Annotated in this window: 17 protein-coding genes; 5 read left to right on the forward strand and 12 right to left on the reverse strand. The window is 45.8% G+C overall.

Annotated elements, in window-relative coordinates; all coding sequences use genetic code 11:
- Nucleotides 1-38: 38 nt before the first annotated feature.
- Entirely contained in the window at nt 39-764 is a 726-nt protein-coding gene (locus EKG39_RS16190) for a substrate-binding periplasmic protein (RefSeq protein WP_185817632.1), read from the forward strand.
- Here EKG39_RS16190 and EKG39_RS16195 read toward each other — a convergent pair.
- Entirely contained in the window at nt 761-2791 is a 2031-nt protein-coding gene (locus EKG39_RS16195) for a winged helix-turn-helix domain-containing protein (RefSeq protein ID WP_185817633.1), read from the reverse strand. The two genes, EKG39_RS16190 and EKG39_RS16195, sit on opposite strands and share 4 nt — an antisense overlap.
- Before the next feature lie 384 nt (nt 2792-3175).
- Nucleotides 3176-6835, reverse strand: coding sequence for a S8 family serine peptidase (locus EKG39_RS16200; RefSeq protein ID WP_185817634.1), 3660 nt, complete (start codon nt 6833-6835; stop codon nt 3176-3178).
- 657 nt (nt 6836-7492) lie between these two features.
- Here EKG39_RS16200 and EKG39_RS16205 point away from each other — a divergent pair.
- The gene (locus EKG39_RS16205; protein ID WP_126507016.1) at nt 7493-11320 is read left to right on the forward strand and encodes a S8 family serine peptidase; all 3828 of its coding nucleotides are present in this window, start codon (nt 7493-7495) and stop codon (nt 11318-11320) included.
- Between the two features lie 39 nt (nt 11321-11359).
- On the opposite strand, the gene EKG39_RS16210 is transcribed toward EKG39_RS16205, so the two are convergent.
- Entirely contained in the window at nt 11360-11560 is a 201-nt protein-coding gene (locus EKG39_RS16210) for a hypothetical protein (protein WP_126507018.1), read from the reverse strand.
- Nucleotides 11561-11639: 79 nt separating this feature from the next.
- Between EKG39_RS16210 and EKG39_RS16215 the strand changes: the two genes are divergently transcribed.
- Nucleotides 11640-12353: an SDR family oxidoreductase gene (locus tag EKG39_RS16215; protein WP_126507020.1), complete on the forward strand. Its 714-nt coding sequence runs from the start codon at nt 11640-11642 to the stop codon at nt 12351-12353.
- Here the strand turns inward: EKG39_RS16215 and EKG39_RS16220 are convergent.
- From EKG39_RS16220 to EKG39_RS16260, 9 genes are all read right to left on the reverse strand, one after another.
- Nucleotides 12234-12758, reverse strand: a complete 525-nt coding sequence (locus tag EKG39_RS16220) for a 2-amino-4-hydroxy-6-hydroxymethyldihydropteridine diphosphokinase (protein ID WP_126507022.1) — start codon at nt 12756-12758, stop codon at nt 12234-12236. The genes EKG39_RS16215 and EKG39_RS16220 overlap by 120 nt on opposite strands.
- Nucleotide 12759: 1 nt before the next feature.
- Nucleotides 12760-14412: a hypothetical protein gene (locus tag EKG39_RS16225; RefSeq protein ID WP_126507023.1), complete on the reverse strand. Its 1653-nt coding sequence runs from the start codon at nt 14410-14412 to the stop codon at nt 12760-12762.
- 168 nt (nt 14413-14580) lie between these two features.
- Nucleotides 14581-14907, reverse strand: a complete 327-nt coding sequence (locus tag EKG39_RS16230) for a DMT family transporter (protein WP_126507025.1) — start codon at nt 14905-14907, stop codon at nt 14581-14583.
- 208 nt (nt 14908-15115) lie between these two features.
- Nucleotides 15116-15955: an S-formylglutathione hydrolase gene (fghA, locus tag EKG39_RS16235; protein WP_126507027.1), complete on the reverse strand. Its 840-nt coding sequence runs from the start codon at nt 15953-15955 to the stop codon at nt 15116-15118.
- Between the two features lie 86 nt (nt 15956-16041).
- Nucleotides 16042-17172 carry an S-(hydroxymethyl)glutathione dehydrogenase/class III alcohol dehydrogenase gene (locus EKG39_RS16240; protein WP_126507029.1) on the reverse strand — a complete coding sequence of 377 codons (1131 nt, stop codon included), beginning with the start codon at nt 17170-17172 and terminating at the stop codon, nt 16042-16044.
- A 250-nt stretch (nt 17173-17422) separates the two neighbouring features.
- Complete coding sequence (locus EKG39_RS16245) at nt 17423-17689, reverse strand: DksA/TraR family C4-type zinc finger protein (RefSeq protein ID WP_126507031.1); 267 nt, start codon at nt 17687-17689, stop codon at nt 17423-17425.
- Between the two features lie 198 nt (nt 17690-17887).
- Nucleotides 17888-18316: a phosphate-starvation-inducible PsiE family protein gene (locus EKG39_RS16250; RefSeq protein ID WP_221767378.1), complete on the reverse strand. Its 429-nt coding sequence runs from the start codon at nt 18314-18316 to the stop codon at nt 17888-17890.
- A gap of 385 nt (nt 18317-18701) precedes the next feature.
- Entirely contained in the window at nt 18702-19259 is a 558-nt protein-coding gene (gene gfa / locus EKG39_RS16255) for an S-(hydroxymethyl)glutathione synthase (protein WP_126507075.1), read from the reverse strand.
- Nucleotides 19260-19331: 72 nt separating this feature from the next.
- The gene (locus EKG39_RS16260) at nt 19332-20483 is read right to left on the reverse strand and encodes an iron-containing alcohol dehydrogenase (RefSeq protein WP_126507033.1); all 1152 of its coding nucleotides are present in this window, start codon (nt 20481-20483) and stop codon (nt 19332-19334) included.
- Between the two features lie 329 nt (nt 20484-20812).
- Here EKG39_RS16260 and EKG39_RS16265 point away from each other — a divergent pair, with 329 nt between their 5' ends.
- Both EKG39_RS16265 and EKG39_RS16270 read left to right on the forward strand, forming a co-directional pair.
- Nucleotides 20813-21682, forward strand: coding sequence for a LysR family transcriptional regulator (locus tag EKG39_RS16265; RefSeq protein WP_126507035.1), 870 nt, complete (start codon nt 20813-20815; stop codon nt 21680-21682).
- Nucleotides 21683-21952: 270 nt separating this feature from the next.
- Nucleotides 21953-23161, forward strand: coding sequence for an NAD(P)/FAD-dependent oxidoreductase (locus EKG39_RS16270; protein ID WP_126507036.1), 1209 nt, complete (start codon nt 21953-21955; stop codon nt 23159-23161).
- Nucleotides 23162-23373: the final 212 nt, after the last annotated feature.

Genomic DNA, 23373 nt, shown 5'->3' on the forward strand with positions numbered 1-23373 from the left:
TTACTTGCCTCATTAGCGGATGTCTGGCGGCTCAACCATTGAAGATCGTCTGTCATGAATTTGCTCCATTCAGCTTTCAAGATGTAAACCAGACGACAGGGATTCTGGTTGAAATAGCACAAATAGCTTGTAGAAGTTGGGAGGATGGATGTGAGATCGAGTTACTACCCAATCGGCGGGCCAAACAGACCTTTAATCATGGACTCGCTAATGGTCACTTTATGGGGTGGAATGAAGACCGAGCAAAATCTATATGGTTCTCTATTCCACTCCTGCAAACAGAATATGGATTCTACTCGCTACAAAATAAAAGAATCAGTAAAGTTGAACAACTCGCAGAAAAAAATGTAGGCGTTTTAGCTCCTTCAAATACCTATGAGTCACTGTTAGAAATAGACAAAAGCCTCCAACAACTTGGGCACTTACCCATGAATATCATTCAGCTTGCACCTGCTAATGAGCAGCCTATAAAAATGTTGGCTATGGCTCGCTTTAATGCTTATTTTGTCAATCGGGATGTCGGCGCTTATTACGCGGACAGACTAGATATTCAGAACCTGCACTATCTGAGTAGCGGAAAAGTTATTCAATATCATCTTGGCTTTAAAATACAATTTAACAAGTATGAAACGATCAAGTCTTTCAACCATCATCTGGAGTCACTCTTCCAACAGGGGAGGTTCGACTCACTTTTTCATCGTTGGAATATGTCCCCCCCTAAACTCAATCAGTCAGAATATCCGGGGCTCAATATTCCCTATTAAATTTTATGCTTCAGCGACACACTATAAATATCAGCATCATTGATCCCCAGCATGCTCACAACCACTCTATCTTCAGTGGCTATAGCGAGTGCACGTTCATTTCTTATCGACAGTGCAGGCAAACTAAACGCAACATGCTCCCCCCCTTCAGCATCTATACGAACCACAATATCTTCATTAACGGTTCGCTTTAAAAAGTACAATTCAGAGTTGTGATAAAAAAAGCTGCCCCAATCTCCAGCAGCCAACTCGTCAGTAACTAGAGACTCACGGGCTTCATCGGCGGGAAGGTAGAATATCCCCGCTAGATTATCTTTGCTGTAATAGAGTCCACCATGTTGATCTTCGATAGCATATTTTCCATCTTCAACGACCGCTTCAACCTTCTCGCTGGCTAAGGTATAGCGATATATTCCCCATTTCCCCGCCATATTAGATGAAAAATACAATTGAGTTCCATCTCGTGAAAATGACGGATTTCTTATATCTCCGTCTATACCTTTGAGGCTCATTAATTTTCCACCAGGCAAACGGCCTAAAAACAGCTCATAGTTGAGACTCTGCGCTGGCTTCATGGCGATTGCAAATTGATTATTTACCGGAGATACCGCAGGAATACTCACCAAACCTTGTTCACGGGTTAACTGCTTGCTGTCTGTTTCTTGCTTGAGCCATAGCTCCCATGTCCCGCTTCTATTGGAGAGGAAGAGTATATCCCCTGTAGACATAACCGCCTGACCAAACATATCCCTCGATGATGAGGCTAACTGGCGATGTACCTGGCCATCGGTTAATGAACGGATAGTGATATGTTCCTGAGCAATGTGGCGGGAATAATATAACTCTTGGGTTCCATAATTCAGAGCTAAGCTACTGATCGTATCGTCATGGTGAAAATCCATCAGCTTTTTGCTTCCCATATCAAAAATCTCAATCACAAAGCTGCCATCACGCAGGGCGTTGAAATAGATCTGATTGGCTTGTTGATCCCACTCCAGCCCTATCACCATAGTCTCACCATCAACCAACAACTGGGCATCCTGAGTTAAGGATTTAACGAACACCTTAGCCTTCATCTCCACCGACCGAACAAAGACTAACTGCTTACTATCGGCAGACCAGCTCATCAGCAGGTCTTCCTCGCCGGCAGCAGGAAAGGTAAACGGGGAGATCCCTGCCGACTCAAAACGATAAGTAACAACGGATACTCGATCCTCCTGAGATTTCGCATAAGCGAGTCGTTGACCATCGGGTGACCACTCCAAACTATGCAGATAACCGATACTCATACAACCAGTATCAATTTTATTATCTCTATTGGTGATGAGCTCACGGACATGTACCGAGCACTCACCCGACTCATTAAATCGAAAATAGGCTAATGAGAGACCATCCGGTGACCAGGTCGGTGATGTCTCCCTATCTGAAGTCATGGTTATCTGCCTAAGTGGCGCATCTTGATCACTCAGGTCTTTAATATATAGCTGTCCTTTGCGCTTTTCACGGCGCCACTGAAATGCCATGTAACGCCCATCAGGGGAAATAGCGGCCTGTTCCTCCACCCCTTCAAAATTGGTTATACGGGTTGCAAGCTTTTCAGTATTGGATTGAGCGGAGTCATGGGTAAGTTCGATAACAGCAAACATGACAGAGATCAGAGTGAATATGATCCCAGCTAAAAGGAAGGGTGTGTAACGATTATGAGTTTTTGAGTTTTTGGTGTTAGAGCGTAATTGAATATCTGGGGTCTCTTCAATACAGCTTGGAGTAATAAGCAGTTGATAACCCACTTTGGTGATCGTTTTAAAATAGGTTTCCGGCTCTATGCCAAGCTCAGTTAGCGACTTTCTTAACTGCCATATCGCATTACCCGTTCCACGCTTACCGACTTCAATATTTCCCAGCCACACCTCATCGATTGCCTGCTCTTTAGTGACAGTTTGCCCAGCATGCAAGATGAGAAGCTTGAGAAACTCGAATACCTTAGCAGGAAGTTGAACCGATTTATCGCCAACTGAAATTGTCATATCATGGCAATTAATCACGCATTCGCCGAGTTGGTATTTTTGATATGGCAATGAGATCATGATCTAGGGGCGAACTCCGGGGGTGAAAATGGGATCGCTAAGAAAAATTAACTCACCACAAACACACACTAAGACATTAACGTTTTATTAACACCCATCATAAAGCCCCTATTCACTTTGTCTATAGCAAGGCTGAGATACACACGCTCACAATGGAAAAGTGACAATACACTAATGCCTACACTAATGTAGTAATCACATAAACTAATTTAATTAAAGCAGCTATTTAGTATTAGGTTCTTCTATTACATCAAGTCAGTTGTATCAAATTGTACAAAGAGAGCCCTTGCGGGGCTCTCTTATGTATGTCCCTATATTAATTTCTTAACCAAAGGTTTTTCGACGAATAGTCAGAAGTGCAAGCAGACCCAACAGTCCACCACCTAAACTACCGCCGCTATCACTGCTCTCTACTGGCTCTTCCACAGGAGCTGCTAGCGCTTCAATCGTCATAACAAAACTTGCCTGAGTCTTGTTAACCGTATCGTCGGCCGTCACCGTCACCTCATACTCCCCGGAGCTTCCGGTCATAGCATCACCACTGATAACACCTGTCACACTGTCGATTTCCATACCTTCAGGCAGCCCTTCAACGGTGTAAGTAAGCGCATCTCCTTCGACATCCATAAAGTAAGCCGAAGCATCAAGATCGGCACTGCCAGACTCCGTCAATAACACAGAAGGCATGTCAGAAATAAGCTCAGGTGCAATGTCGTTAACATTATTAATTGCCACATATACATTAGACACGGCGCTATAGGTTTGACCTTGGCTAGCGATAACTTCAAGGGTATAACCAAGGTTACCGACATCGTAGTCCAGTGCGTCAGTGTTGTTGACGACTATTTCGCCTTGGTAACTGATGGTGAATGGATCGCCAGGAATCGCATTTGCAAGACTTAGGCTATAAGGTGATGATTCACGCTCGAAGTCAGCCATAGCAAAGAAACTCTCAGAATCGAGCTGAATCTTTGCCACTATAGCGCCTATTTCAGCGTCTTCATCTACACTGTGGACTTGCCCATCGAGTGGATGAGCCATTAATGAATAACTCCCTTGTCCCATGGGAGACAACATGCCCCAGTTATTCTCTAAACTCATCAGCATCATGCCGTGATTCTCGCAACCGCCGCCACTGCCAAAGCCAAAGCTAAAGTCACATTCACTTGCCATCCCAAGCTCTGCGGTTTCACCCGATGCAAGGGTTACCATAGGCTGATAATCTTTCGTTTCTCCCTCGGCAACCAAACGTGAGATCAGCGGCAATCCCCCACCGTTAATTTCCATTTCTCCCATCTCGCCAGTAAACCAGTCAAAATACGTTTCGACCTTCACTTTGCCGTATTTAACTGGATTATATTGGATGATAGGCTCACCAAGATTAGCGACGGCATCACGGTCAGTGGCGAAAATCCAACCATGGTTTTGATCTAAATCTTCAACACTGTCCATACTCTCGCTATGGAAAAGCTCTTCTAAACAGTATTGAGCGACGACATTTTGCCCGTGCCCCGTCATCAATGTTGGTAACTTAGATTGCATGTAACGCTTACGAGGCTGGGTCCAGTCATATTCTTGGTTATAATTGATATACCACGCCGCTGGAGAGCCATTTTCATCGGGCTCAATAAAGCCTCCCATAACGACTTGGCTCGTTTCATCCGTTATAAATGGATCTCCGCTAATCTCTTTGTCCAGCTCATTATCGAGGACAAACTGCTCCTGATAAACACTCCACCACATCAGTGCTGCACCACCTTTATCGAAGTGGTTTGCCATTCCTGCATCGTTAGGCCTAAAAAAGCGACTCGCAACCACTAACTTCTTACCCGTTGTACACATAGCTTCGTTATAGACGCCACCACCAACGGCATTGAGCATGTTGCCTTGAGTATTTTCTTTGCCTTCTGGAAGTTGCTTTTGATGGTACATGGCAGGAAACACGGCAAACGTGGTGTCTGTTGTGCCCGTGTTGGTAAACTCTTGCGTATAAGCAGAAGCACTCGGGCTAAATTTGTTTGCCAGCTCTGTACCTGATTCAGTTCTAAATGTCGTAAAATCACGAACTATATCTGTCGCAGTTCTTGGCTTTACCAACCAGCTCATACTGACTGTTGGCTTTTCCTCTGCTGAAAGTTGCAACTGACCAGAAAGCTCTACTTGGGACCAGTTTTCCGATATAAGATCACTGCCTTGTTTCATCGGCCAGTTGTCTAGTTTTGAAAAATCAACCTCCAGTACCACAGGGAAAATAACGGTCTGCCCTGCCGGCACACTCACGCTTGTAGGCACATCCCAACTCAATGCTGAATCACCGCCCTTGCCCATAGACGTCATAGTGACTTCATAGGTAACCGTCTCCTCAGCGAGGTTTTTAAGTTGAATCTCTTTCACAAAGCGCTGCAGACCCACAGCTTCTTCAAAACCAAAACTTAAATTTGGTTGATAGCTATTTTTCTCCCAAGCAACCACCGATGAATTAATGGCGGCATCGATGTTTTCAACACCGTTACCTATCAAAACAAGATCGGCCTGCTCATTAGCGAGATTCATAACATTGTTATCGGCGGTGTTCATCAATAGTGCTTTGATCTCTACCATAGATAGCTCTGGACGCTTAGATTTAAGCACTGCGGCTGCGGCAGCCACTCGAGCCGCAGCCATCACAGTGTGTGACTCTGTATCGGTTTGATCGCCACCACCCACAACAGCAACATCGATATTTTCGGCGTAACTCACCATATCAGGTTTCGAATAAGCATTGGCCCCACGCACTGGGCCGTGGGGAGTACTCTCGGTCACCTGCATATTGTTATCTGCATCAGTCTTCATGCCGCCAACCGTCAAGGCAGTAGGTGCGGCGCCGCGCCAAGTCATATTGAAGCGGTTATCAAACCACTCGCCACCCGTACCGGCGTTGACCACGACCAAAGCCCCTAAACCCGATACCATTTCGATGGCGTGAGCTTCAACAACTGGGCTCGAGATCCCATTGTCTGACGGTGCGTAAAATGCACTACCACCGATAGCATCAACGACGATGATATCTGCACGGTCATCGAAACTACCATCTTGATTAGGATCTAACGCATACTCTAAAGCCAGCATAAATGTACTACTTGTCTCAGGCGCTAAGCTATAACCATAACCATATGGGTCGGACACATTTGAGGTTTTAAATGCGGCGATTTTTGCCCCAGGAGCCAAAGCATGCACCACACTCGCAAGGCGTGTGCCATGGCCAGTATTATGGGTCATACCGTCGTAATCACGGGTGTAATAGATATTCTGATCAATTGGGTTAGGATCGAGTCCCCAGCCTGCATCACTCCTCAAATCCATCCCTTCCACAACCACATCAGTTGGGAAGCCATCAAAAGTATTCATGGCATTGGCCATCGCCTCAGCGTAAGTTGCAGCCTCGCCATCTCCTCCTAAGCCCACATGAGTATAATCCACCCCTGTGCCAATAATGGCGACCTTAACGCCCTCTCCCGCCGTTGCGTCACCGACTAAAGCTGGTGCCTTTATCATAGATGAAGCAGTGTTGGCGCTTGGCTTACTCATCGCATTGATAGGCACCACCGCGGTGGTGGTTTCAGCGATAACAGCCTTTACACCTGCGATAGCCTTAATTTTCTCAGCATAAGAAGCGTCGGCTTGAACCCGCACAAAATTACCAAAGATTTTCGCCCCAGGTAACACTTCAATATTGCCATCCAACGCTAGAATATCGTTAAGTACGGTCTTCTGCTTAGCTTCAACCTGCTTAAGGCTTTCGGCGAATTTCTTTTTGTTATTTAAAGTGGCCTTAGTCAGTGAGCCGACATCTGCAAGATAGACATTGAAAGTCAGTAGTTGCACTTTCTGAGCCTGTGTACTGAAGGCGGGTAAAGTATCTGAGTTTTGTGCGATGGCAATTGATGCTGGAACCATCGCAGCCAGTGCAATGCATGTTGCCAGTTTAGATTTTTTAAATGACATATTTTTTTCCCTAAGAAGTTGCGACATTATTTTTATTGTTCAAGTCGTACATTTAAGGCCGACTAGGAATCTCACCTCGACCGAATAACAACTCATTAACGCTAACCTCTATGGTTTTCTTTTAAATACGGCTAAACAACAAGCACTCGGCCTTTGATTTTGTTTCTTTTCTCTTTCTATTTATTTTCAAGCCCTTAAAAAACAAATAGTTAACTAAAGCCTTTAACTGTGATTCCGCCCCCTTAAAACGAAGGTTGCCACTGTGAACATCACCAAACCATTGCTTATACTCATGCAATTTCCATTTTGGCGAATCCAAGTTATTCCTATCCCGTACTCTTCCTTAATTACCATGACATACAGAGGTTTCTACCACTGCAATCTGGCACGCCAACCTCTTTTTTAAGGGTTATTAGAACTACATCTGTCACAAGCAAAAAAGGATACATTTCGATACACGACAACACCGAAAGCCATTGTTTTATAAGAAATTGAAAAAGAAATGAAGCATAAGTGAAGTCGAAATGTAGAGCACGATTTGCCCTTCATCGTTTTGATGGGGTATCAAGTTGACGTCGAATTAACAACTTCTACCGATTTCGCTTTCGCTATCACAGCGCGGCAGCGCAAAAAAATAACAAAAAATGAGGAAGACCTGTGAAATTATCTTATAAGAAAAGCCTTATTGCAGCGGCATTGAGTATAACGCTCACCCCTGCATCCCAAGCATCAATGCTAGACAGTCGAGGACTTGACCCCGACAGCGGTCAACGTAGCAATAAACTCCAACCTAGCAAGCGAAATACAGATAACCTCTACATGGTTATGCTTGATGAGCAACCACTGGCGACCTACAGGGGTGATATTGCCAACTTAAAAGCCACCAGCTTACTAAGCAATGATGCTAACAAACGAAAAAGTACTGGTACATTAGATGTGCAAAGTGCGGCGAGTCAAAACTATCTCAGCTACTTAGCCACGCAAAAACGTAGCACGATTAATCGCGCTCAAAAGAGCCTCAAGCGCCAGCTGGCCATTCAGAATAATTACCAAATTGCCCTTAACGGCTTTAGTACTGAATTAACAGAAGAGGAAGCCAAGCTTTTAGGTACAGTTGATGGGATTAAATTCGTTCAAAAAGTAGAAAGACGTTTCCTCACTACCGATTCTGGCCCCAGTTACATTCAAGCGCCTTCAGCTTGGGATGGCACTGCAACGGGAATAGCCAGCAAAGGCGAAGGTGTTATCGTCGGTATTCTCGATACCGGGATCAGCGCCTTCAACCACTCATTTGCCGATATTGGTGGCGATGGCTACGATCATACCAACCCATTGGGGGAAGGCGTATACCTAGGCCATTGCAACGACTCTGAACTTGCCCATTACTGCAACGATAAGCTGATTGGGATCTGGGCCCATGACGGAGTTTTGGCTGACTATACTCCCGAAGGTGATGATGTGATTGGAATCGACCATAATGGTCATGGCTCCCATACAGCATCAACCACAGCTGGCAACGTAGTAAAAAACGTTCCTATCTACAATGTGATGGGTGATAAGGCTGAGTTTACTTTCGGTCAAATCAGCGGCGTAGCCCCCCACGCTAACATTGTTTCTTACCAAGTTTGCGCCGCCGACGCGGGTTGCTGGCCCGACGTTAGTGCGCTCGCAGTTGAACATGCTATCGCTAATGGCGTTCAAGTACTCAATTACTCGGTAGGTGGCGGAGCCAGTAACCCTTGGTACGATACCGATGCTCAAGCTTTTTTAGCGGCCCGAGAGGCTGGGATCCATGTGGCCACCTCTGCCGGGAATTCTGGCCCTGAAGCTGGCACTGTCGGCTCTCCCGGTAATGCCCCTTGGTTAACAACCGTTGCCGCCTACACCCATGACCGCGGATTTACCGATAAAGAAGTGAGCTTCAGTGGTGGTGACTTTGCCCTAGCGAGTTTATCTGGCAAAGGCGCGACAAATGGGATCTCAGCTAAAGTGGTACACGCCGAGGATTTTGGTGATGCAGACTGTTTAAACCCATTTACGGAAAACACCTTTAGCGGTGAAATTGTGGTTTGCCAACGTGGCGAAATTGCCCGCGTATCAAAAGGAACAAATGTGTTGGCTGGCGGTGCGGGAGGCATGATATTAGTCAACGTGGATGGCAGTTCTGAAACCATCGATGCCGACTTCCATGTGCTACCTGCAATCCATATCGATGCTTTACAGGGGAGTGAACTCACCGCTTGGTTAGCCACCGGCGAAGATCATATGGCGACGATTGGCGCCTCAACCATGGAGAATGCTCCCGAGAACGCTGACATAGCAGCAGTATTTACCTCTCGCGGACCTGAGCCCATCATGAACCGCTGGCTAACCCCTCATGTTGCCGCACCAGGCGTAGCGATTTATGCCGCCAACTCTGAATATCAGCCATGGCGAGAGCAAAAAACCGAGTCGCCTTACACCTTTATGGATGGCACATCGATGTCTAGCCCCCATGTAGCTGGAGCGATGGCGCTGATGACAGCCCTTAAGCCCGAGTGGACACCCGCGCAGCTACAATCGGCGTTGATGCTGAGTGCAGAATTTAATACCCGCAAAGATGACGGGGTGACGCCATCGGACTTTTTTGACTCGGGAGCAGGTAGCATTCGTATTAATAACGCCCTCAATACGGGTCTAATTATGGATGTAACCTATCAAGAGTACGTGGATGCCAACCCAGATATTGGTGGCAAACCTGAAGCGATGAACATGCCATCGGCGGTACAACAAAACTGCATGATAAGCTGTAGCTGGACACGCACATTCACTGCAACCTCGCCGTCGACTTGGACCGTAAGCGGCGATACTAGCGTGAATGGTTTAACCATTAGTGCTTCCCCTAGCAGCTTTAGCCTAGCAGCTGGAGAAAGTATCACCTTGGAAGTGAATGCCACCATATCTAACGGTTTCAATTCAGAATACGGTATGGGTCGACTCCTACTCACCCCTTCCAATGGGAGTTTAACCCCGTCAGCTATGCCAGTAATCGGTACATTTGTCGCTGGCAGTTTCCCTGAAGCCACCTATCTTGAAACCAGTAAAAATAAAGACAGTGCAGCCATAGAAGGTGTCACAACAGTTGGTAGTAGTGAGCTTCAAGTTGCTGTTTTCGAACTGGCAGAAGTTGAACGTATCGACGTCGCTATTCCACGAGATGATAGCGATGATGCCAGTTGGCCGACTAATGTCTGGAATGATAGCCGCTTTTTCCATTCTCAACTCATTAACGTCACACCAAATACCAAGCGTATTGTGGCGCGAATCAAACAGACTACATCACCGGATCTTGACCTCTATATCGGCCGAGACGCCAACTATAACGGCAAGCCTGACGATTACTTTGAAATGGCTGAACTGCTGTGTATGAGCGCCACAGAAACCGCACTAGAGAACTGCGTAGTCGACAACCCCCAACCTGGCAGTTACTACGTAGCTGTGCACAATTTTGGTGATACTTCAGCACCTTCAGACACGGTAGATGACATCACTATAGAACTTGCTGTTATCGATAAAGATGACTCGAGTATCAGTGTAGATTTCAAAACACAAGTCGATGCTCGAGAAGATATAGGCCTAGTACTCAACTGGGATAAAACGCTGCAACCAGACACTCTCTATATGACTGCCGTTGAGATAGGAACAGGAGTCGATACTCCAGCTAACATAGGCTTGATGCCTATCGAGCTATATAGAAACGCGACCTTTGTAAGCAGCAGCTTAGATAAGAGCGAGCTCAACACTGGTGAGAGTCTGACTCTATCGGTTGAACTAGTGGCTAATACAAGCGATATCGATATGATTTTCGATATTCAAGCCACACTACCTGAAGGCGTCGTTATCGAAAGTGACAGCCATGAAGGTAGTCTGGATGGACAGGTCATTAGCTGGCAGATCACTCAAGCACCGCAGAGTGATGCTCAAACGATCACTCTAAGCTTAAGTACTAACGACATGGTGATGTCAGAAGAGTTAATCTTTGAGGTCTCTCATACCGTCAACGACAATCAACAGAGCGAAATACTAGAACCTGTACACCTAGAGGGGATCCCAGTAGCTCTGATTAACGAAGAGAGTGAGCTTACTCTGTCAGCCGATGAGCAAACCTCAGTCACTCTGACCGCAGCCTCTAGTACTGTACCGAACAGTGATGATATAGCAACCTATACCTGGACCCAGGTTTCAGGTCCTGAAATCAGCATAGAAGATATGAGTCAAGCTGAGCTCAACTTGGTACTGCCTGATGTGACAAATGATGATGTCGCCGTGCTGGAGCTAACCATAAGCAATGGTGAGAAGACATCCGTGGCAGCAATAGTAACGATATCTATCGTGGCAGAAATAGCTCCGACACCAGAGCCAACTCCTGAATCGAGCGGTGGTGCACTAAGTATCAGTGTCCTACTGCTTGGCTTACTTGGTTTACGCCGTCAGCGCAAAAGATAGTTACTGGTTTACGTTTCAATTAATGAGAAGGAGTAAAAACTAAGGTTTCTTGTCAATCTTTCCGGCCGCTCTGCGGTCGGCTTTTTTTATCATATCTAGCTGAGCTGCCGCCTTCTCAACATCAACAAGATAAATTAACAAGCCCCAGCCGGCAAAGAGGTGCTTAAGTGTGTGCCCGCTAACGCTCTCAATAATCACTAGATAGACCGCTTCATCCAAGCATTCTGCAATTTTGGCCATCAGATAAAAGCCTTAAATGGTACCGCTCCTGTGATAGATTACTTCTCTAATAACATTAAAAAGTAGCGGGGATATTGAGATGAGAACGATAGTTATCACCGGGTCTAGCCGAAGGCTCGGCTTATTCCTGGTAGAAAAATTTCTTTCTATGGGCGACACCGTGATCGCTGTGACAAGAAGTGATCCTCAAGATTTTCAACCAATCAGTTCAGAACACTTACATCTCATTCAAATAGACAGTTATGATCAATTAGGAATAACGAAAACGATGCAGGCGATCGAGGCTCTGGCTGACAGAGTCGATCTGCTGATTAACAATGCCTCAATGTATGACGCAGATCCCGAGAGTGTTGAAGAGTTAGAAGACCACTATCTATCACTGTTCAATGTCCATATGTTGTTTCCCAGCCTGTTAATCTCAGCCTTGAAAGAACGAATGTACAACGAAAGTACGCCCGGTGTAGTGATTAATATGACGGATATTTATGCCGATAACCCAAACCCGGAATATTCGTTGTATTGTTCGACTAAGTCTGGATTAGAGAGTCTGACTCGGTCATTTGCAAAGAAATTTGCCCCCGGGATACGTTGCAACTCAATCATGCCCGGCCCGATACAGTTTCTTGAACAACACACAGAACAGCAAAAGTCAGAGGTGTATAAGGAGACCCTGCTACCGTTCGAAGGTGGCTATATGCCGGTCTTTCAAGCCGTGACTTTCCTGCTCGATAACCATTATGTTACCGGAACCAGCATTAAAGTTGATGGCGGTAGGTCCATCTGTAGAGGGTAGGCCGTATCGTGTCAGATCGACATATAGACTTTTCTCTACCGTAAGCAGACTGGAGACATAAGACTCACTGGAAGAGAGGAAGAGTGAAAAATCTAACCTGTCTGAACATGTCACAATATCGATATCTGCCACCCTATCGACACGCGAACAATCTAAAGCTGTACGATCTCTGCCGAGTGACGTTTCTATTGCATTGGTCATCAGCTTAATGTCACCGGGCTCCTTAGCCGATTCAACGATGGCCAAGGAGTTTAGAAACCTGTGTTCGCTTTCGATACCCACGGGCTCGGTGTAAATGAAGGGAAAGCCTATGACGTCCCCAAAACTCTGACATAAGGCTGAGGTAATTCTCACGGCATTCAGCTCGGGAGTGATATTGGTTCCGATTGAAAGGTAATAAAACATCTTATCGCAATAATTTCCTTATATATGCACCGATAAATACAGTAATAAAGAGCACCCCGATAAATGACTCGAGTGTTACTACATTAGCAATCATACCGTCGGGGTCATAACCGGTCCAGGTACCAAAAAATGAACTGATAAAGCTCTGAATACTCAATGCGAAAGCGGTTAATATTGTTGCCTTAGGCTCTATAAACAGATAACCCACAGCAAATAATGCTATTAACAGGATAGATGAAATGGCGATATTTGACAGCCTTACACCCCAGCCGAAAATTCCTCCCAAAAGAAACCGGGATAACTTCCGTGGGTGATAACATTGCCTCATATAAAAAAACGCCACATCCTCCATCTCTAACTTACCGGCATCGGCTAACCAATGTTTCAGCGCGCAATATTGATCCCCTAATAGTCGGGGATCTTTTTCTGACAAGGTTGCAAAGCTCCTGGGTTTAAAAATACCGCCTCTACCATTGCCATAAAGCGACTCAACCGGGTGCAGCAGAAATTTAGCCGTCGTGAATCGATGTAAGTTTAGTCCACCTGAGTCACTCAGTTTATTATCTTCAAAATAGGTGACCTCACTGACCGCCGTACCCGACAGATCAAACTTGCCCTGAAAGTCATTTCTATCGACTCTTAAGTGTCGCCCTACACTGCTGTGTATCAATGATACGGCCGTATCGCTTCCAGGCTTGCTCGAGCTGGTTCTACAATCGTATATGGCGAGGTCGTTAGTAATTGAAAGGTGATTGAGCTCAATACTTTTACTGCATATACCCGACATATTCAGTTCATCGGAGATCAAGTGCTCAATCACAAGTTCGCCGCTGAGTCTGATATCCTCAATTTTGAACATGCTTTGTATTGTCGTGCGATTCGCTTTCTCATATTCATAAAGCTCTTTACCGACAATGATTGAACCAATCGATGGTTTCTTATCTAAAATTTCATCCCTATCCTGCTGATATAGGATCTGAACTTCATTTTTAAACTCCCCTCCAATGGAAACCACGCCAGGGATCACCATCTCATTAAGCCAAAATAGGTCATCTCCTCCCTTAACTCCCAGGTCGAGATAGAGGTTCTCAGCTTCAATACCTCTGAACGAAGCTCCTCCTAATCCGGAAAAGTCTGCATTTTCAAGATGTACGTCGCCGTTAACTTGAGTCGATTTGAGACTGAAATGTTGGTTGAAGGTACAATTTGGCAGCCATAGGTCGCCATAAAGCTTGCAAGATATCAGCCTGAAGTTCCCCTCAAAGCAGCAATCAATAAAGCAGAGACTCTTAGGGATAACGACTTTATCAATTTCAATATCTTCGAAAATGCAGCCCATAAAAATAATGGTTTTTTCCGATAGTATGGATTCGTAGAAGTCTTGATAGGAGATATTTCTGTTTTTTATAACGACACAAGGTGTTAGCTCAATATTACTATCGAGATTGATCTCGCGTATGTGGACTCCCCTGCTGTGGGGTAGATCCTCTCTTTTCTCGATATCGGCCAGAAATGTGGTATTGCCATTGAGATACCTGATCCCATGCCGCTTAAGCTCATGCCAATAGGTAAAGTAGATCTTCTGCGCATCATCCGTAAATAAACAGAATCGATGATTTTTCTGATCGAAGTAAAGACATTGATAATTCTTCATTGCGGCCGCTTCTTTCCTTGTTTCGCAAAACCTTATATTTAATACCAATCAGTATAAGCTCAATAATTCAGCATATTGAATGATGGTAACCCAAAAATATTAATGGGTCACACACAAATAAAGTGGCTTCAATAAGATTTACCAGAAGTCAGTTCACAGCAAGCATCACTAATGACTATGTCCCTGAGACAGGTTGATCATGACAACACCAAGGGCTACCAACAACATACCAATCCAGGCAGTCATATCCAGATGCTGACGATAGAAGAGTGCAGAAAGCAGTGTCACGGTCACAATGGCCATCCCAGCCCAGAGGGCGTGTACAACACCGACAGGCATTCCCTTCATCGCCTGACCTAAGAAAAGAAAAGCCGTCAGATGTCCCAAGATCACCATAACTGCGGGAAGTGGGCGAGTGAAGCCATCGGTCGCCTTAAGCGCCACATGAGACAAGGCTTCAGCCATGACGCCCAGTAACAGAAAGATCCAACTCATAATAAAGGCCTTAATTTAAAATGTGCGGCAGGTCAGCAGCATTGATTGTGATTAGTTGCATCTATTATATTTATATTGATTCAGATGATAATCAGCTCAAATAACAAATCACTTTTACCGAGTTGTAATAAATATTTGGGAGCCGAAAAAAAGGTGTCGCCATAAATGGCAACACCTCTTCAATCGAATCCTATTCGGGAAACAGCAGTTACTTACTCAGGTGCTCAGCATGAAAACGTAGATGGTTTTCCAGGAAACTTGAGATGAAATAGTAACTGTGGTCATACCCTTCACGATAATTGAGCTCCAGCGGGTAACCGTTAACCTTAGCTGCGGCTTCAAGCACTTCGGGCTTCAACTGCTCAACAAGAAAATCATCGGCGTCACCCTGATCGACCAAAGCCGGCACAAACTGGATCGCCTTACGCATCAAGACGCTGGCGTCATATTCTGTCCATGTTGCCGAATCCCGGCCCAGATAGGCGGTCAACGCCTTCTTGCCCCAAGGGCAGTTAATCGGGTTACTGATGGGGCTAAATGCCGATACAGACTGATATGACTCTGAGTTACGCAGTGCGATAACTAACGCACCGTGTCCGCCCATTGAGTGCCCCGCAATTGAGCGTTTATCACTGACAGGGAACATAGATTCGATCAGTTTTGGCAATTCATCGACGACGTAATCGTACATGCGGTAATGGCGATTCCACGGCGCCTGAGTCGCATTAACATAAAAGCCCGCCCCTTTACCAAGGTCGTAACCTTCATCATCGGCTACATCATCACCCCTTGGGCTGGTATCCGGTGCAACGATAGCAATGCCAAGTTCGGCGGCCAGTGCTTGTACACCCGCTTTCTGCATAAAGTTTTCATCTGTGCAGGTTAAACCGGAAAGCCAGTACAGAACCGGGACCTTCTCGCCGTTTGATGCTTGTGGCGGCAGATAGATAGCGAATCGCATGCCACAATTTAACGTTTGAGAGTGATGACTATACTGCTTATGCCAACCACCAAAACTCTTATTCACACTAATATTTTCAATTGTCACGCTTGAGTCTCCTTAATCGCTCCGGCTTAGCCTGTGATACCACTGATTAAGCCGGAACTGCAGGACAGATATCTTATCGATAGCTATTACTTATCGAAATGGATAACGGTACGAATACTCTTACCTTCATGCATAAGATCAAACGCATCATTGACCTGCTCAAGGCCCATGGTGTGAGTGATAAAGTCATTCAACGCAAATTCACCCGCCATGTAACGCTCAACATACTCAGGAAGTTCAGAACGGCCTTTAACACCACCGAATGCCGAGCCTTTCCATACACGACCCGTGACTAACTGGAACGGACGAGTTGAGATCTCTTGTCCGGCCCCGGCTACGCCGATAACTACAGACTCGCCCCAACCTTTATGACAACATTCTAGTGCTGAGCGCATCACGTTAACGTTACCTATACACTCGAATGAGTAATCAACGCCGCCGTCGGTCAGCTCTACAATCACATCTTGAATTGGCTTGTCGTAATCTTTCGGGTTAATAAAATCGGTAGCACCCAGTTTACGGGCTAACTCAAATTTACTTTCGTTAATATCGATAACTATAATGCGAGCCGCTTTGGCCATAGTCGCACCGATAACTGCCGATAGACCGATACCGCCCATACCGAAGATAGCAACCGTAGCGCCCTCTTCAACTTTAGCCGTATTCATCACAGCGCCCATACCTGTTGTTACACCACAACCGAGTAGACAGACTTCTTCCAGTGGTGCATCCGGGTTCACTTTAGCCAATGAGATCTCAGGCAGTACAGTGTACTCAGAGAAGGTAGAGGTTCCCATATAGTGGAAGATATCTACACCATCTTTTGAGAAACGAGTGGTGCCATCAGGCATCAAACCTTTCCCTTGAGTTTCACGGATTTTCTGACAAAGGTTAGTCTTGCCAGACTTACAGAATTTACATTCACCACACTCAGGGGTGTAAAGTGGAATAACGTGGTCACCGACTTGCACACTGGTCACCCCCTCACCGATTGACTCGACGATACCGCCACCTTCGTGACCAAGAATACATGGGAAGATACCCTCAGGGTCATCACCGGAAAGAGTAAAGGCATCGGTATGACACACACCGGTGGCGATCATCTTAATACGAACTTCACCTTTTTGAGGCGGCATAACATCTACGATTTCCATAGATAGTGGCTCACCTACAGCCCAGGCGACTGCGGCTTTGGATTTAATTGTCTGTGCTGTCATCGTTATATCCTAAAATTATAAAATTGAAAAAACGGTCTTATCTGAATCAGTGCCGCGATTAATATGGTAAGTATTATAGCCACCTCTCAGGAATTGATAATCCCATGCTGATGTAAATTACTTTTACCATATGGTAATAATTGATTGTTACCGCCCCTCCAATCTATATCGAAGAGAAAGCTATAACCCACTAATTGCTAAGTTAAACTTTTGTTTTATGACTCTGAAATTCAGAGCTGACCTTAACGGACTACCTCAACTGACTATCTTTACTGGCGCGTCGATTGACCTTGCCCTGATCGTTTTGTCGCTTATCCGACTCGCTCTGACACTCAATGCAGAGTCGAACACCTGCAACAGCTTTCCTGCGAGCCTCAGGAATTGGGCTGTCACATTCCTCACAAAAAAGTAAACTCAGGCCGACTGGCAATCGACTCCTGGCTTGGGCGACGCCATCTTCAACACTATTATCTATCTGATCTTGCACTGCACCGTCTTTAGACCAACCACCAGCCATTTTTCTTCCTACTTTTTCTTCCTACTTTTTCTTCCTACTTTTACTGCCTACTGCCTACTGCCTACTGCCTACATTATTTAAAACTGCGATTAATTCGATCTTGCACCTTCACTCAGCCACTACCTCTAGACCAACCACCAGCCATTCTTCCTCCTACTCTTTATTGCCTATCTTTTACTGCCTTCTGCCCTTTACTACTTAATGAGCCCGTTTGCTTGATACCAACCAATAAGTCACGCCCAGTGCAATAATCACGGCAGCCGATGCCCATACATATTCCGGCCCCACCTCTTTAAAATCTAAGACGATGATTTTTCTTGAGATGGCCATCAGTGCGGTCGCAATGACTATCTGCACATGGATCACCTCCTCTTTCAGATAGATGGTAATGTTTTGGAAGATTTCGATAGCAATTAACACCGCCAAGAAAGAACCGAAGATGGTTAAAATATCCTTCATATCCATCAGTCCATAAGGCGGGGTGATAATTTCAATAAGCAGCACTCGTCCCACATCGACGACACTCCACAAAATGACCAGAGTCATTAATATGGCTAACACCCGCACCGCATAATGGATTACCTGTCCTAACTTATTAATCAGCGGCTCTCTCTCTATCTTTTCCATCTCGGCTCCCCGGCATTATTCAATGCACTAAAAATTATTTTAAACGGGCATTCAGACCAAGTGTCCTACGCCGTTTCGATGGAAGTATTATATTTACCTTTACCCAGGATGATAATCCGCCTAGAACACAAATAACTTTTACCATGTAGTAACAATCAGTTCAGATAGGAACGCTGCAATACAGTGTAGTCAATAGCTGGGATGGCAAGTACAGCATTCACTTATACCGAATGGTATTAGGCTCCGTGGGGATAACCGCTGTAATGCTAATCTCGGTGGAGCCCTCAATTTAGAGCAGTCACTTTTAATCAGACATAAAAAAAGCGCCGTAGCGCTTTTTTAGTTTCCATGCAGGTACAACTGGCATAGGTTTATAGAGTAGCTTTTAGCCATTGATCGCTGCATGAGCGGCTATGGCGTCCATCAACACGGGAGACAGACAGTCATACGGCTCAAGCCCCAAGTCTTTAAGAGTGCTACGCACACCCCCCATAGATTCTGGCGCAGCCCCCGACTCGATAATAGAAGAGACAAACGCCGCAAATTCCGGTGCAGACCAGCCCTTTTCTGCTGACAGCTCGGTGTGGATGAAGTCCAGACCGTGGAAGGGATGACCCGTGTTTTCGATGCGGCCATACATATGGGTACCACACTCTGTGCAGGCATGACGCTGAATTGCAGCTGACTCATCGACAATGGTCAACTTGTCAGCATTGGCAGTGACGCTCACGTGATCTCGCGACACAACGGCTATTTGAGCGAACAAGGCACCTTCAGGCTTCCAGCATTTGCTACAGCCACAAACATGATTGTGGGCAGTCTGAGCGCCAATTGTGACTTCAACGGGCTTGTTGCTGCAGCTGCACAACAAGGTACCGCCTGCAAAGCCATCACGACCAGCTACAATACCGTTATCGACCTGAGGATGAATTAAAGTGTTAATAGTGATTACTCCCTGGATGTTTAGTTTAGCCAAGCCAGCCTCCACCTGAAGGCGGCCTGCTTTATCAGTTAATTACATGGCTTTATTGAAAATATTGATGATATCTTGAGTGGTTGCCTTTCTTGGATTAGTTAATGAGCAGGCATCGTTCAGGGCGTTGATTGCCATAAACTCAAGCTTGTCTTGCTTAACACCAAGATCGGCTAGTCTCTGGGCAGTGCCAACCGAAGCAGACAGCTTCTCGATAGCAATGATGCCGGCTTCAGCGGCATCGGCGTACGTCATGCCCGTGGTATCTACACCCATGGCTTTCGCCACATCGGCAAAACGCTCCACTTTTTCAGTCGCGTTAAAGCGTGACACTACCGGTAACAAGATGGCGTTACACAGACCGTGTACCAGATCATAGACGCCACCGAGTTGGTGAGCCATAGAGTGTACATAGCCTAATGAAGCGTTAGAGAATGCCATACCGGCAAGGTACTCACCGTATTGCATGGCATCGCGAGCCTCACGGTCTTCACCATTGTCGACTGCCGTTTTAAGGTTTTGGGCAATAAGCTCAATGGCTTTAATAGCCGACGCATCGGTTATCGGCGTGGCCGCGGTCGAAACATAGGCTTCTACCGCATGAGTCAAAGCATCCATGCCTGTCGCTGCCGTGAGGAACTTAGGCATGGCAACCATCAACTCAGAATCGTTTACTGCGATAATAGGGGTCAGATTTTTATCCACAACCGGATATTTGGTCTCATCCTCCTCATTGGTCACGATAGCAAATATCGTCATCTCTGCAGCAGTACCTGCCGTAGTGTTAACCGTCACCAGAGGAAGCTGGGGCTTAGTAGACAGATGAACGCCTTTAGAGTAATCACGGATGTGACCACCGTTGGCCGCTACCAGGGCGATGCCTTTGGCACAATCATGTGAGGAGCCACCGCCGAACGAAATAACGAAGTCACATTTTTGCGCTTCGAGCAGGGCCAGACCCCGATCAATATTATTTTCTGTCGGGTTAGGCTTAACGCCGTCGAAAATAGCGAAGTCGATATTATGCGCAGCTAATTCATCAGTCAGCCTATCAACCAGCTTGATATCTACCAATGCCTTGTCGGTAACGATCAGTGCCTTTTTGAAGTTTCTGGCATTCAGCTCGCCACCCAATTGCTTTATCGCGTTTTGCCCCATCAGAGACATGGGGGGCATATAAAATGTAGTGCTCATTCTTCTTTCCTTATCTTTAATAAAATAGTTCTGCGGTCTATATCCATGGATTACAAGCAATCCCGGTATTGACGCTATGACTTCGGCGCTGATGCTGATGTCATTTCGATGAGAAGAATTATATTTATCTTTTAAAAAATGATAATCCGCTTGATTTGAAAATATCTTTTTCACCTGAGTAACAATATGAAAATAGTTAAGCGACTGTTTTTATGCCACTTTAACAACTGCAACTGAAACCAAGGTTAGTTAAATTTTAAGATTGAATTTATCCATAGATTGACGATAATAAAGAGAATTAGCGCAACGATAATTACCAAGGAGTAATAATGTTCAACTGGGAGGGGGTAAGCGAATTTGTTGCCGTAGCAGAGGCAGAGAGCTTTACCAAGGCCGCAAAACGTCTTGGGATATCGACCGCTCAGGTCAGCAGGCAGGTCAGCGCATTAGAAACCAGGATGGCAACTAAGCTGTTTCACCGCACCACACGTAAAGTGTCGGTGACTGAGGTGGGCCGGATCTATTATCAACATTGCAGACAGGTGCTGGACGGATTAGAAGAGGCCGAACGCGCCATTACCAACTTACAGAGTACACCGAGAGGGCTGTTAAAAATTACCGCCCCGGTTACCTATGGTGAAAGAACGCTTGCGCCGCTGGTGAACGACTTTATCGCTAAATACCCGGAGCTTGAAGTAAAGGTAAGCCTGACGAATCAGAAGGTCGACTTAATCGATGAGGGGTACGATCTCGCTATTCGACTGGGACAGCTTGAAGACTCAAGCATGATGGCCAAAAGGTTGGGCTCCCGAACTCAATATGTCTGCGCCTCTCCGGATTATGTTTCAACTTCTGGTATCCCTCACTCACTGTCTGAGTTGGAGCAACATAACTGTCTGCAGGGAACATTAGATTACTGGCGATTTCAGGAAAATGGTAAGACGAGAAATGTCAGGGTTAAGGGCAATCTGAGCTGTAACAGTGGCCACGCTCTCGTCGATGCCGCGATAAAAGGGATAGGTATCATTCAGCTGCCTGACTACTATGTCTTGCCTTATTTGGAAGATGGCCAACTAATCCCACTACTTGAGCAAAACCGTCAACCTGACGAGGGGATCTGGGCACTCTATCCTCACAACAGACACTTGTCGCCTAAGGTGCGCATGCTACTCGATTATCTGAGTGAAGCCCTCAATTAACCTCAACCAATGAGGGGGCTACAGCCCCCTTGCTCATTCATCTCTCCCAAGATTTCATTAGAGCCACCACTGCACCACTCATTTATTACACATGGGTAAAAGTGATTTTCCTTTTACGGTAATTGTTCCTCATTGAACGGTAATTATAATAGCCAACATCTGATGTTCCTCCGCTTTATCTCTCATACCTTTCGTATCAACAGTGAAGTTTTGAGGCTCTATCGTTCAACTTTTTGTAATGCACCACTCTGAGTGCGCTAAGGAATTATCATGTCTCGTATTGTAATTGTCGGCGGTGGCGCCGCAGGACTAGAACTGGCCAGTATCTTGGGCCGCTCCGTAAACCGTCAAGATGAAGTCATCTTAGTGGAGGGAGAGACCCACCACTACTGGAAACCCAGGTTTCATGAGATAGCCGCCGGTACATTCGATAACGATCTCGATACTCTTTGCTACTTTAGCCATGGAGCAAGAAATGGCTATATACATTACCAGGGCTGGATGACAGATATTAAACGCGAGGAGAAACAGCTGATTGTAAGTAAGCCTAACGGTGAAACGGATTTCATTACGTATGACTATCTGGTTATCGCCATAGGCGCGATTAGCAATGATTTTGCTACCCAGGGGGCGCAAGAACACTGTCTGTTTCTAGATACACCGGAACAAGCACGCAGCAGTTGGCTGCAAATTAGCTCACTGTTACGCTCCGGATACCAGCGTACGATAAACATCGTTGGCGCGGGTGCGACCGGTCTCGAGCTGGCCGCCGAACTCGCTAAAGTTAGCGCCAGGTTAGAGGCAAACCCACATGCGGCTAAACTCACCATCAACCTGATAGAAGCCGCCGACAGAGTCTTACCCAATAGCCCGTTAAAGATGTCCCGCCAGGCACAGTTGATGCTGGAGAAGTATGATATCAATATCATGCTGAACACCAGAATTGCCAGCGTTGAACAACTGGGTATGACCACCAGCGATGGGCTCACTATCGGCGCCGACATTCAATTTTGGGCTGCGGGTATTAAAGCACCTAACTGGTTGAAGAACATCGGTGGTCTTGAGAGCAATAACGCCAATCAGCTAATGGTAAATCAGACTTTAGCCAGCACCCTGGATCCAAATATATTTGCACTGGGAGACTGCGCCTCAATCCCTCAAGACGATGGTTTAATGGTGCCTCCTAAGGCTCAGGCAGCTAATCGTGCAGCGGTACATTTAGCCAAAAGCTTAAGCGGACTGATTGAAGGAAAACAGCTCACACCTTTCATCTATAAAGATGGCGGCATGGTCGTCGCAATAGGCCATAACTTCGCTATCAGTACCATGATGAATGACAAGCTAATCTTAAAGGGACGATTAGTTCGCCGCCTCTACGACACGATTTTTCGCTTGCATCAAAAAACGGTCAGTGGTGTATTTACCATGTCACGCCTGATCATAGCGAAGCGATTAAAATGTATTTTCCAGCCAGGTTAAATATCACCAGCCAGCCTTCGTCAAGATCTATCCAACTTTAGACATTAAAAACCGTATTCCTAAAGGAATGCGGTTTTCTATTTTTAATAGATTAAGTTGGCCTCCAGGCTCACTATTAGTTTGAACTCTAACCACCTAAATAAAGGGGAAATAGATTGAAACAACCGCCTCAGATCACAGAACTGTTAACAGGCTGTGAACTGTGCTAACTT

This window comes from Shewanella atlantica, from assembly GCF_003966265.1.
Lineage (GTDB): Bacteria > Pseudomonadota > Gammaproteobacteria > Enterobacterales > Shewanellaceae > Shewanella > Shewanella atlantica.